General features: G+C 31.0%; 12 protein-coding genes. All 12 read left to right on the top strand.

Going from position 1 to position 12780, the window contains the following annotated elements; genetic code table 11:
• The first annotated feature begins 1 nt into the window (after position 1).
• The 12 genes from ftsZ (at position 2) to pnpS (ending at position 12775) form a co-directional block, all read left to right on the top strand.
• Positions 2-1102, top strand: a complete 1101-nt coding sequence (ftsZ, locus tag CLCY_RS09280; protein ID WP_048570852.1) for a cell division protein FtsZ — start codon at positions 2-4, stop codon at positions 1100-1102.
• 108 nt (positions 1103-1210) lie between these two features.
• The gene (gene pepF / locus CLCY_RS09285) at positions 1211-2992 is read left to right on the top strand and encodes an oligoendopeptidase F (protein ID WP_048570853.1); all 1782 of its coding nucleotides are present in this window, start codon (positions 1211-1213) and stop codon (positions 2990-2992) included.
• 316 nt (positions 2993-3308) lie between these two features.
• Positions 3309-4187 carry a sigma-E processing peptidase SpoIIGA gene (gene spoIIGA, locus CLCY_RS09290; protein ID WP_048570854.1) on the top strand — a complete coding sequence of 293 codons (879 nt, stop codon included), beginning with the start codon at positions 3309-3311 and terminating at the stop codon, positions 4185-4187.
• A gap of 42 nt (positions 4188-4229) precedes the next feature.
• Positions 4230-4934: an RNA polymerase sporulation sigma factor SigE gene (sigE, locus tag CLCY_RS09295; protein WP_048571159.1), complete on the top strand. Its 705-nt coding sequence runs from the start codon at positions 4230-4232 to the stop codon at positions 4932-4934.
• A gap of 89 nt (positions 4935-5023) precedes the next feature.
• Entirely contained in the window at positions 5024-5797 is a 774-nt protein-coding gene (gene sigG / locus CLCY_RS09300) for an RNA polymerase sporulation sigma factor SigG (RefSeq protein ID WP_048570855.1), read from the top strand.
• 139 nt (positions 5798-5936) lie between these two features.
• Positions 5937-6215 carry a YlmC/YmxH family sporulation protein gene (locus CLCY_RS09305; RefSeq protein WP_048570856.1) on the top strand — a complete coding sequence of 93 codons (279 nt, stop codon included), beginning with the start codon at positions 5937-5939 and terminating at the stop codon, positions 6213-6215.
• Positions 6216-6403: 188 nt separating this feature from the next.
• Positions 6404-6859 carry a transcriptional regulator NrdR gene (nrdR, locus tag CLCY_RS09310; protein WP_048570857.1) on the top strand — a complete coding sequence of 152 codons (456 nt, stop codon included), beginning with the start codon at positions 6404-6406 and terminating at the stop codon, positions 6857-6859.
• A gap of 13 nt (positions 6860-6872) precedes the next feature.
• Positions 6873-8906 (top strand): anaerobic ribonucleoside-triphosphate reductase, encoded by a 2034-nt coding sequence (gene nrdD / locus CLCY_RS09315; protein WP_048570858.1) that lies wholly within the window; start codon positions 6873-6875, stop codon positions 8904-8906.
• 137 nt (positions 8907-9043) lie between these two features.
• A complete protein-coding gene (gene nrdG / locus CLCY_RS09320; RefSeq protein ID WP_048570859.1) occupies positions 9044-9535 on the top strand; it encodes an anaerobic ribonucleoside-triphosphate reductase activating protein in 492 nt (163 codons plus the stop codon).
• A gap of 14 nt (positions 9536-9549) precedes the next feature.
• Positions 9550-10320, top strand: coding sequence for a peptidoglycan editing factor PgeF (gene pgeF, locus CLCY_RS09325; RefSeq protein WP_048570860.1), 771 nt, complete (start codon positions 9550-9552; stop codon positions 10318-10320).
• 12 nt (positions 10321-10332) lie between these two features.
• Positions 10333-11025: a response regulator transcription factor gene (locus CLCY_RS09330; RefSeq protein WP_048570861.1), complete on the top strand. Its 693-nt coding sequence runs from the start codon at positions 10333-10335 to the stop codon at positions 11023-11025.
• Positions 11026-11035: 10 nt separating this feature from the next.
• Entirely contained in the window at positions 11036-12775 is a 1740-nt protein-coding gene (pnpS, locus tag CLCY_RS09335; RefSeq protein ID WP_048570862.1) for a two-component system histidine kinase PnpS, read from the top strand.
• The last annotated feature ends 5 nt before the right edge of the window (positions 12776-12780 follow it).

Here is a 12780-nt window from a genome sequence, read left to right on the forward strand (position 1 = left end):
TGTGCTAGATTTTGAATTTGATATAGACAGCAATGCTCAAATAAAGGTTGTTGGCTGCGGTGGTGGAGGAAACAACGCAGTTAATAGAATGATAGAAGCTGAGCTTAAGGGAATAGAGTTTATCTCAATTAATACTGATAAGCAGGCTTTATTCCTATCAAAGGCAGGACAAAAAATACAAATTGGAGATAAACTTACTCGTGGACTTGGAGCAGGTGCTAACCCTGAAATTGGAGAAAAAGCAGCTGAAGAAAGTAGAGAAGAGATTGTACAAGCTCTTAAGGGAGCAGATCTTGTATTTATTACTGCAGGTATGGGTGGTGGAACTGGTACAGGTGCAGCACCAGTAGTTGCAGAGATAGCTAAGGAACTTGGAATATTAACTGTTGGAGTTGTGACTAAGCCTTTCCTATTTGAAGGAAGAAAGAGAATGATTCATGCAGAGAAGGGACTTCAAAGGTTAAAGGAAAGAGTAGATACTCTTGTTACTATACCAAATGATAGACTTCTTCAAGTAGTTGATAAAAAGACACCTATTACAGAAGCTTTTAGAGTAGCTGACGACGTTTTAAAACAAGGTGTTCAAGGTATATCTGACCTTATAACAGTACCAGGTCTTATTAACCTAGACTTTGCAGACGTTACAACTATAATGGTTAATAGAGGACTTGCACATATGGGTATAGGTAGAGGTTCAGGAGAGAATAGAGCTGTTGAAGCTGCAAAGCAAGCGATATCAAGTCCGTTACTTGAAACTACTATCCAAGGTGCAACAGGGGTTCTTCTAAACATAACAGGTGGATCTGATCTTACATTATTTGAAGTAACAGAAGCAGCGGACCAAGTTAAGGAAGCAGCGGACCCAGATGCTAATATTATATTTGGTGCTGTAATTGATGAGTCACTTGGTGAAGATGTTAGAATAACTGTTATAGCAACTGGATTTGAAGGACAAGGTGAAGTGATTAAGGAACCTGTTAAGGAAGAAGTTGCTACAACTGAAATTCAGGAACCTAAGGCTCAACCTAGAACTATAGAGATGCCAGTATCATCAGATGACTTAGATATACCTCCATTCTTTAGAAATCAAAGAAGAAGATAAGTAAATTTAAGCAGTCAATCTTGACTGCTTTTTATTTTGCTTATTTTTATTGAAATTTAATACTAAAATCTTAGTAATTTTGGTATAACTATAAATGAGGTGATTTATATGTTAGAAGTAAAAGAAAGAAGTGCTATAGAGGACAAATATAAATGGGATATTGATACTATTTATAGCAGTAAGGAAGACATACTAAGAGATAAAGAAAAAATAGATCTTTTAGTTAATGAAATTATCTCTTTAAAGGGAAAAATTTTAGATAGTGGAGAAAATCTTTATAAGGTTTTATGGCTTTCAGATGAGGCAGAGAGAATAACAGGAAAGATACTTAGCTTTACATTTATGAAAAGAGATGAGGATAATTCTAATTCGGATAACCAAAATCTTGCTAGCCTTGGAGAAAAGATAAATGTAGATGTTGATTCAAAGTTATCATTTATTGTGCCAGAAATTTTATCTCAGGGAGATGAGAAAATATATAACCTTATAGGAGCTTACGAAAAACTCAGTTTATATAAAAGACTTTTAGATGAGCTTATTAGAAAAAAGAAAATAGTTTTATCTGAAAGTGAAGAGAAAATACTATCTGCATCACAGGAAGTTTCTCTTTCCTTTGAGAATATATATAAGATGCTAAGCTATGTGGACTTAAAATACCCTAAAATAAAGGATTCTAAAGGTGATGAATTTGAACTTAACGATTCTAATTATTCTACCTTTATAAGAAGTGATGACAGGGTACTTAGAGAAAATGCTTTTAAGGGAATGCTTGGTACATATGAAGGATTTAAAAGCACATATGGAGCTATATTATCAAGTTCAATAAAAAAAGATGTTTTTTATAGCAAAACTAGAGGATTTAAATCTTCCCTTGAAGCTTCATTATTTGAAGACAATATTCCAGTAGATGTATATAAAAATGTTATAAGTACTGTGTCTAAGGGTATTCCTTTACTTGATGAGTATATAGGTATTAAGAAAAAAGAGCTTGGTCTTTCTGAGATGCATTTATATGATTTATATGCACCAACAGTTAAAAGTTCAAATACTAAGGTAGACTTCGAAAAAGCTAAGGAAATGATTAAAACATCACTTAATATTTTAGGTAATGATTATAAATCAATTTTAGATGAAGCTTTTAATAATAAATGGATTGATGTTTATTATAATAAAGGAAAGTATACAGGGGCATATTCATGGGGTTCATATGATACAAAACCCTATATACTTTTAAACTATAAAGAAAAATTAGATGATGTTTTGACTCTAGCACATGAACTTGGTCATTCTATACATTCTTATTACTCAAGAAAGACACAGCCATATGTATATTCATCATATACTATATTTTGTGCAGAGGTAGCATCTATTACAAATGAATGCCTAATGTATCTTTATCTTATGGAAACATTAAAAGGTGAAGAAAGAAGATATGTTATAGATGAATTTTTAGAAAGTATAAGAACTACTTTCTTTAGACAAGGGATGTTTGCAGAATTCGAAATGCTATCACATGGAGAAGCTGACAAAGATGAAGCTTTAAATGGGGAAGAATTATCAAAAATCTGGATTGATCTTTATAAGAAATATTATGGTAATGTATGTGTTATTGACAAGGATATTTCATCAGAGTGGGCAAGAATACCTCACTTCTTTGATTCCTTTTATGTTTATAAGTATGCAACTGGTCTTTCAGCAGGAATAAGTATGGCAAAATCAATTTTAGAAAATGAAGAAAACCTTAACAAATATATTGAATTTTTAAAGTCAGGTGGAAGCGACTATTCAATAGAGCTTTTGAAAAAGGCAGGAGTTGACTTTACTACCACTAAACCTTTAGATGATACTCTTGAGATGTTTAAGTATCTTTTAGATGAATATAAGAAGTAAAATTTAACATAATAAAATTTTATAATAAGACATAATTTTTGAATAATTTATTCTGTTGATATGTATAGAGTTTATTAAATATGGAAACAATCTAGGTATATTCATGTAAGGGATACCTTTCCTACATGTAAATAACTTTAAAGAACTTATCCCAATCCCCCCCTATAGGGCCATTATTGGCCCTGTTTTTTTATGTCCAAAACTGTAATACTTTGAGGAAAGTTTTAACACATATGATTGGATATAGTGACAAATTTTACAGGTAGTTAAGCCTATAATTGGATTAGTGGTTTACTTTTTATTTGGAGGTAAGTTAGTGGGGGAAAGTGTATATATAGATGTTTTGATGTTTCAAAATATCGCAATGAATTTTTTTCTTTTATATCTACTAAGTAGATTGACTAATATTAGTTCTAAATGGTGGAAAATTATTTTAGCAGCGTTAATTGGATCATTATACGTTTTTGTATTATTCGTACCCCGTCTTCACATATTCTACTCTCTTATATTTAAGATAATTGTTTCTTTTATTATGATACTAGTAGCTTTTACTCCTAAAGGTTTTAAAAAATTTATAAGATTAACCCTTGTGTTTTATACAGAAGCATTTCTTTTAGGGGGAGGAATTATAGGTTTATTTTATTTAATATATGGTGACATAAATACTTTAGATAGTGCATTTTTGTTAAGTAAAATTTCACCGGGATTTATTATTGTTGGAAGTATTATTACAACTATATTTGTTAAGATAGGTTTTGATGTTTTTGAATCCTATAGTAGAGAAGAAGAAAGTAAGGTTGAACTTGAGGTATATATTGATGGTAAAAGCTGCATATTAAAGGGGTTTATAGATACTGGTAATTACTTAAAGGATCCTTTAAATGGCTCGAAAGTAGTTGTAAGCTGTTTATATGCATTAAAGGATATAATTCCAATTGAAAAAATAGATATTTCTAACTTTGAAATAAATAAAGAATTCAGGGATTGTATAGCAGCATCAAGGCTTAGAATTATCCCATATAAGGCTATAGGGGTAGACAATGGAATATTAACAGGAATAAAAACAGACATGGTAATTGCAAAAAGCAAAAATAAAGTAAAGGTTAATAAGGGGGTAACAGTTGCACTGCATAATAAGTCATTTTTAGGTGATGGGGCATATGATGCAATTGCGTATCCTGAGATATTAAGTTAGGAGGGGAAAAGGTTGAATTTTTTTAAGTTTCTAAAGGAGAAAATAATAAATATAAGGTCATATTTTAATTTACTATATTTTAAGTTATTCTCTAAAGATGAGGTTTATTACATTGGAGGAAATGAAGCTCTTCCTCCACCACTGACAAGTGAAGAGGAAAAAGACTTAGTTGAAAAACTAAGACTTGGGGATGAAGAAATCAGAAGCGTTTTAATTGAGAGGAACCTAAGACTTGTTGTTTACATAGCCAGAAAATTTGAAAATACAGGTATAAGTGTTGAGGATTTAATATCTATAGGAACAATAGGACTTATAAAGGCAGTAAATACATTTGATCCACAAAAGAATATAAAACTTGCTACATATGCTTCAAGATGTATAGAAAATGAAATATTAATGTATCTAAGAAGAAATAGTAAGATAAGGGCAGAAATATCATTTGATGAGCCTTTAAACGTTGATTGGGACGGAAATGAGCTATTGTTATCAGATATACTAGGAACAGAGAATGACCTGATATATCATGAAATTGAATCAGAGGTTGAAAAGGAACTACTTCAAAATGCTATGGGAAGATTAAATAGTCGTGAAAAACAAATAATGGAGTTAAGGTTTGGTCTTCAAGGTGGAGGTGAAAAAACACAAAAAGAGGTTGCTGATATTCTTGGTATATCACAATCCTACATATCAAGACTAGAGAAGAGAATTATCAAAAGGCTTAAAAAAGAGATTAATAAAATGATATAGGAAAATTTGGTAGAGCATCTCCGGTATAAAAAAATCCCTAAAAGGAAATAATTTTAATACAACTATTACTGAAGGGGATGAGATGACCTATGATGATTAATAAAGTTGAAATCTGTGGAGTTAACACATCAAAGTTACCTGTTTTAAAGGCAGATAAAATGAAAGAGCTTATGTTAAAGATTAGACAAGGCGATGAAGCTGCAAGAGAGGAATTTATACAGGGTAATCTGAGACTTGTTTTAAGTGTCATACAAAGATTCAACAATAGAGGAGAGAACTTAGATGATCTATTTCAAGTAGGCTGTATAGGGCTTATTAAGGCAATAGATAATTTTGACTTAAGTCAAAATGTAAGATTCTCTACATATGCTGTTCCTATGGTAATTGGTGAGATAAGAAGATATCTTAGAGATAACAACTCTATTAGAGTTAGTAGATCTTTAAGGGACATAGCATATAAGGCCCTTCAAGTAAGAGAAAGGTTAATTAGCAAAAATAATAAGGAACCTAACATATCACAAATAGCTAAGGAACTAGATCTCCCAAGAGAAGAGGTATACTTTGCACTAGATGCTATACAAGACCCTGTATCATTATTTGAACCTATTTATCATGATGGAGGAGATGCCATATTTGTAATGGATCAAATAAGCGATAGTAAAAATCATGATGAGAGCTGGATTGAGAATATTTCCATTAAGCAAGCAATACAACGATTAAATAATAGAGAAAAGCATATACTTAATCTAAGATTTTTTGAAGGAAAAACCCAAATGGAAGTTGCACAGGAGATAGGAATATCTCAAGCTCAGGTATCAAGACTGGAAAAAACTGCATTATCTCATATGAGAAAATACCTATAACTTAATATAGAATTTAATAAGCTAGAATTTTCTAGCTTATTTTTTATGTCGAAGTTTTAAATTATTTTACATATACTATTTTATTTTTAAATAATACTTTACATATTCTTAGCATATAATTTTATAGGAGGTGCTGGGCATGGATTTAAGAGAAGAGAAAAATAAACTTTTACTATCAGAACTTAAAAGTATGGAAGTTATAGATATATCAGAGGGGAAAAGACTTGGGTTTATTGGAGATATAATATTCGATGAAGACCTTACATATATAAAATCATTTGTGATACCATATCAAAGCGGAATTTTTTCTGTATTTAAAAAAAGAGAAGAGTTAGAGATAAAATGGGAGCAAATCAAAGTTATTGGTGTTGACATAATGCTTGTAGATTTATTAAATGAAAATGCAAATGTTGATTAAGATACATATATGGAGAATATGAAAGGAAAACAATGATATACTTATTAATCCCCGATTTAATATTAATAATATAGAAATTTAAAGTTAGACTACACTATATATAGTTGTTATAATTATCAATGTTACTAAATATTGAGGTAAATCTACTGATTGTAGATACTATATATAGTGTTTGGAGATGATTTATATTGAGGTGTCCATTTTGTGGGAATGTAGAAACTAAGGTATTAGACTCTAGACCAACAGAGGATAGTGCTTCTATTAGAAGAAGAAGAGAATGTTTAAATTGCTTAAAAAGATTTACTACATATGAGAAAATTGAAGATATACCAGTATACGTAATTAAAAAAGACGGAACTCGAGAGCCATTTAGTAAAAGAAAAATACTAAATGGTGTTTTAAGGTCATGCGAAAAAAGACCTGTATCAATTTCAGATATTGAAAGTCTAGTAGATGAAATTGAAAGACATGTACAAAATACAATGAATAGAGAAATTAGTAGTAACTATATAGGGGAAATAGTTATGGAAAAAATTAAAAAGTTAGATGATGTAGCTTATGTAAGATTTGCTTCCGTATATAAACAGTTTAAGGATATAAATACATTTTTAAATGAGCTGCATAAGATACTAGAGGAAAAATAAAGGAGTGCATTAAATGGTTACACAAATTAGAAAAAGAGATGGAAGATTAGTTAATTTTAGTAAGGAGAAAATAGCTAGAGCAATATTTTTAGCTGCCCAAGGTGTAGGTGGATCAGATTTTAAGACAGCTGAATTTTTAGCAGAAAAAGTTATATCATATCTTTTAGGATCTCTAACATATGGAGATGTTCCAGGGGTTGAGGATGTACAAGATGCAGTTGAGAAGGTTTTAATAGAAGAGGGACATGCAAAAACAGCAAAAGCATATATTTTACACAGAAATAAGAGGACAAGGTATAGAGAAGCAAAGTCGGAACTTATGGATGTAGTTAGAGAAATTCTTGTTGAGACTAGCAGAGAAAATGCGAATATTGGTAACTCACCATCAGCAAAAATGCTTCAAATTGCATCGGCTGCAAGTAAACAATATTATTTGAATAACATTATTCCAGAGGATATGGCAAAGGCTCACACTAGTTGTGATGTTCATATACATGACCTTGATTTTTATGGTAAAACTATTAACTGTCTTCAAATAGACCTTGGTAAACTATTAGAAACAGGTTTTAATACAGGATATGGCTATATAAGACCACCTAAGAGAATAGCCTCAGCAACTGCTCAATCTGCTATTATTCTTCAAAGTAACCAAAATGATATGTTCGGCGGGCAAAGTTTTCCTCATTTTGATAAATCAATGGCAGATGTAATAAGAAAATTAGATGTAAAGCCTGAATACAATGAAGTATTTCAAGCTATGGAAGCACTTGTTTATAATCTAAACAGTATGCATTCAAGAGCGGGAGCACAAGTTCCTTTTAGTAGTATAAATCTTGGTACAGATACAACTGAAGAGGGAAGAATGGTTATAAAGGCTATGCTTGAAGCTTTTGATAAGGGCCTTGGAAAAGGAGAAAGTCCTATTTTCCCAAACCTTGTATTTAGGGTTAAAGCAGGGGTTAACTTTAATGAAGGAGACCCTAACTATGACTTATTTAAGTTAGCTATAAAGGTAGCAGCACATAGAATGAATCCAACCTTTAGTTTCATGGATACAAGCTTTAACAAAAAGTTTGGAGATGAAGTTTCATACATGGGATGTAGAACTAGAACTATCGCAAATAGAAATGGGGAAGAAGTTTCAGCAGGTAGGGGAAATGTGGCTCCTATAACTATTAATCTTCCAAGACTTGCTTTAAAAGCGGGAAAAAATAACATAAAAGGATTCTTTGATGAGTTAGATAATACACTAGACCTTTGTCACAGACAGCTTATACACAGATTTTCAGTTGTATGTGAGCTGAAGGTTAAGGACTTACCATTTTTAATGGGACAAAAACTTTATTTAGGATCAGATAGTCTTGAATTAGATGATTCAATAAAGGAAGCTATAAAAAATGGAACGCTAGGTATAGGATTTATAGGTCTTGCAGAAACTCTTACTGCACTTATAGGATCACATCATGGAGAAACTAAGGAAGCAAAGGATCTTGGATATGAAATAATTTCTCATATAAGAGAATTCTGTGATAAAGTAGGTGAAGAGGACGGATTAAACTTTGCTTGCTATGCAACACCAGCGGAGGGTACCGCAGGTAGATTTACTCCAAGGGATAGAGAAAAATTTGGAATAGTTAAGGGAGTTACAGATAAGGAGTATTATACTAACTCATATCATGTTCCAGTACAAAAAGAAATTAGCTTATTTGATAAGATGGAAATCGAAGGTAGATTCCATAGTCTATGTAATGGAGGACATATATCGTATGTAGAGCTTGATTCAAGCATAAATCAAAATCTTGATGCATTTGAAAAGATATTAAGATGGATGAATAAGTGTGATATAGGTTATGCTGGTATAAATTTCCCAATTGATGAGTGTAGAACATGTGGACATAGTGGAATAATAGAAGAAGATCTTTGTCCAGAATGTGGTAGTATAGATATAAGAAGAATTAGAAGAATTACAGGCTATCTTTCAACTGTAGATAGATTTAATGATGCAAAGAAGTCTGAACTTGATATGAGAGTTAAGCACGACAAATAAATTAACATAAAGGCCTATATGGAAACTCTATATAGGCCTTTTTTATAATAGAAATGTTAAATTAAGGTTAATTGTTCAATCAATTGTTAACTATCATATTCAATAATTATGATATAATTAAAAAGGGTGATAAAGTAATGAAGGTAAAATTAGCAGGAATAACAAAGGAAAGTTTAGTTGATGGACCTGGAATAAGATATGTGATTTTTTCGCAAGGATGTAATCATAACTGTAAGGGGTGTCATAACCCTAGCACCCATAGCTTTGACAAAGGGAAGGAATTTGACGTTGAAGAGATTTTGCAGGATATTTTAAATAGAAAGCATATTGATGGTGTTACATTTAGTGGTGGAGATCCTTTTTATCAGCCTGAGGAATTTGGATATATTGCCAAGAGGCTACGTGAAGAAAATATACATATAATTTCTTATACTGGGTTTAAATATGAAAATATATTAGATAATTATAAAATGAAAGAACTTTTAGAGAATGTGGACATTTTAATAGATGGCCCATTTATTGAAAATAAAAAGACTTTTAAAATGGCATTTAGAGGATCAGAAAATCAAAGAGCAATAGATGTTAAAAAAAGTCTTTTAGATGATAAAGTTATAACATTAGACTTATAAAAGGAGGGCTTATATTGAGTACATTCACCTTGAAAAAAGATGGGAGATTAGAATACTTTCAAAGCAATATGCTTATGCAAACTGGAGAGGTTAAGCACTTTTTTAGCACAAAAAATGGTGGTGTTAGTAAAGGTGAGTTTGAAAGCTTAAACCTTGGTGTATATACTAATGATTACAAGGAAAACATAGAGGAAAATTTTAATATTATTTGTTCATCACTTAATATGAATAAAAGCATAGCGTACCTTAATCAAGAACATGGTACAAAGGTTTATGTTGTAGATAAGGATAACTATGATGATATAGTAGGAAAAAAGGGAGATGCTATAATTACTTCACAAAAAAATATTCCTATTGGGGTTTTTACAGCGGATTGTGTACCTATTCTTTTATATGATAAGAAACAAAAGGTAGCTGCAGCTATTCATGCAGGATGGAGAGGGGTAGAAGGAAGAATACTTACTGAGACTCTAAATGTTATGAAATTTAAATTTCAATCTTGTGTAGAGGATGTAGTTTGTGCAATAGGACCGGCAATTGGTCCATGCTGTTTTGAGGTATCACGTGATGTAGCAGATAAGTTTACCTTTGTATTTACAGTAGATGACTCTATATATGTAGACCTATTAAAGGAAGTTTATAGTGAAGCAAAAGATTTAAATATTTTAGAAGAAAATATAGATGTTTTAGGAAAATGTACGGTATGCAGTGATAGTCTTTTTCATTCATATAGAAGAGAAAAGGGTAAAACAGGTAGAATAGGTTCATTTATAGAGATTATTTAGGGGGAATTTATCATGGCAAATGAAAAAATTTTAATAGTCGATGATGAGCTTCATATAATAGAACTTTTAAAATATAATCTTGAATCAAATGGTTATAAAGTTATATTTGCTCAAACTGGAAAGGAAGCAATTAAGTTAGCTACTGAAAAAAGACCAGACCTTATACTTTTAGATGTTATGCTTCCTGAAATGGATGGCTTTGATGTTTGTAAAAATATAAATAAGTCCAAGGAAACGGAAGGAATACCGATAATTATGCTAACAGCAAAGGGCGAGGAACTAGACAAAATACTAGGACTTGAGCTTGGTGCAGATGATTATATTACAAAGCCTTTTTCTGTTAGAGAACTAATTGCAAGGATAAAGGCTGTTTTAAGAAGAAATTTTAAAGAAGAAAATACTTCTCAGATTTTAAGTTTAGGTGACTTAATTGTTAATATGGATAAACATGAAGTTACTAAAAATGGAAGCAAGATAGACCTTACTCTCAAGGAATTTGAATTATTAAAGCTTTTAATTGTTAATAGAGGAAAAGTTCTAACAAGGGATTTTTTACTTGATAAGGTTTGGGGATATGAATATTATGGTGAAACTAGAACTGTGGATGTCCATATAAGACACTTAAGACAAAAAGTTGAAGATGATGATAAGAATCCTAAGTTTATAGAAACAGTAAGAGGAATAGGTTACAAGTTTACAGATTAGGAGATTTATTATGAGGAAAAAACTTTTTGGATTTTTTATGATAATAATAATTTTAACCGTTGGGGTAACAGGTATTGTTTCCTATAGGTTTACAAAGAATCTTATATTACAAACTAACAAGGAATCTCTTCAAGCTGAAGCATTAATAACTCAAGAATATATCAAAGAGCATGAAAGAAGTAGCTTTAACGATATAACAAAAATAATTAAGGAAAAAATAAAAAGAAGAGTTACTATTGTGGATAGTAATGGAGTTGTAGTTGGAGATTCCGACGCTGATGCTAAAAGGCTTGATAATCATAAGAATAGGAAAGAAGTAGTTGAAGCTCTTAAAAGTGGAGAGGGAGATTCTATAAGATTTAGTGATACTGAGAAAATTCCTATGTACTATTATGCACGTAAAATGAGCATAGACGGAAAAGATTATGTAGTAAGGCTTGCTATTAAATTCGATTCAATAAGGGAAATTCAGTATAACTACTTTAAGATAATATTGTTCACCATAATAGGCGGAATAATGATTTCTTCAATTTTTATGTATAAATATATAAGTATGATTACAAAGCCTATAATAAAACTTACAAAACTTGCAACTACAATATCCCTTGGGAATTACGATAAAAGAATTAAAGTTTCATCAAAGGATGAGATAGGGCAGCTAAGCACTGCTTTTAACCTTATGGCCCAAAGGCTCCAAGATACTATTGCAAACCTTGGGGACAAGCAAAATAAGCTAATGTCTATACTATCAAATAGTGAAGATGGAGTAATTGTACTAGACAATAATAAAAGAATACTACTACTTAATCCAGCAGCACAAATGATGTTTAATCTTGATGAAAATATAATTGGAAAGTATTTTATTGAGGTTATTAGAAATTATGACTTGGAAAATATTATAAAAGATGTTCCAGAGGAAGAGGTTGAAATTACCATTAGCTATCCATCTGTTAAACATCTTAAAATAAGAGCTACAAGTGCAATTAATTATGAGAATGGTGAAGAAGTATTAGGTGTTTTAATTATAGTTCAGGATATTACAAAGGTTAAATTGTTAGAGCAGATGAGAAGTGATTTTGTAGCAAATGTATCACATGAACTTAAAACACCATTAACATCAATAAAGGGTTTTGCAGAAACTTTAAAATATGTTGAAGATAAGGAAACGAGAGATAAGTTTCTTGATATAATAAACATTGAAGCTGAAAGACTATCAAGACTTATAAGTGATATTTTGACTCTTTCTGAACTTGAGAACAGAGATATGCTAGAAGGGTTTGAGAAGATTAAAGTTAATGATTCGATAAATGAAGTTTATCATATTACAAAACCTATTGCAGATAGTAAAGATATCAATATAGTTTATAAAGAGAACTTAGAAGAATACATTGTAGTAGGAGATAGAGATAAATTTAAACAAATGCTAATTAATGTGGTAGACAATGCTATAAAATATACAAATGAAGGAGGATATATATATATATCCTTATCTAGAGAAGGAAATAATCTAATTATAAAGGTTAAGGATACTGGTATAGGAATACCAAGTGAGCATATTCCGAGATTATTCGAAAGATTTTATAGGGTTGACAAAGGACGATCAAGGGATTCAGGAGGAACAGGACTTGGTCTTGCAATTGTTAAACATATTGTTATACTTTTAAAAGGAGAAGTTAAAGTTGAAAGTGAAATTAATAGTGGAACAACTTTTACTATAACTTTACCTTTATTTAATCAGAAATTAACATAGGTAAA

Origin of the sequence: Clostridium cylindrosporum DSM 605, assembly GCF_001047375.1 — a bacterium.
Taxonomy (GTDB): Bacteria; Bacillota; Clostridia; order Clostridiales; family Caloramatoraceae; genus Clostridium_AB; species Clostridium_AB cylindrosporum.

What these genes read in the sequence shown, in the direction of transcription:
- CLCY_RS09330 (WP_048570861.1), top strand. Translation starts at nt 10,333, where the DNA reads ATGGCAAATGAAAAAATTTTAATAGTCGATGATGAGCTTCATATAATA.
- pnpS (WP_048570862.1), top strand. Translation starts at nt 11,036, where the DNA reads ATGAGGAAAAAACTTTTTGGATTTTTTATGATAATAATAATTTTAACC.
- sigG (WP_048570855.1), top strand. Translation starts at nt 5,024, where the DNA reads ATGATGATTAATAAAGTTGAAATCTGTGGAGTTAACACATCAAAGTTA.
- nrdD (WP_048570858.1), top strand. Translation starts at nt 6,873, where the DNA reads ATGGTTACACAAATTAGAAAAAGAGATGGAAGATTAGTTAATTTTAGT.
- CLCY_RS09305 (WP_048570856.1), top strand. Translation starts at nt 5,937, where the DNA reads ATGGATTTAAGAGAAGAGAAAAATAAACTTTTACTATCAGAACTTAAA.
- pepF (WP_048570853.1), top strand. Translation starts at nt 1,211, where the DNA reads ATGTTAGAAGTAAAAGAAAGAAGTGCTATAGAGGACAAATATAAATGG.
- nrdG (WP_048570859.1), top strand. Translation starts at nt 9,044, where the DNA reads ATGAAGGTAAAATTAGCAGGAATAACAAAGGAAAGTTTAGTTGATGGA.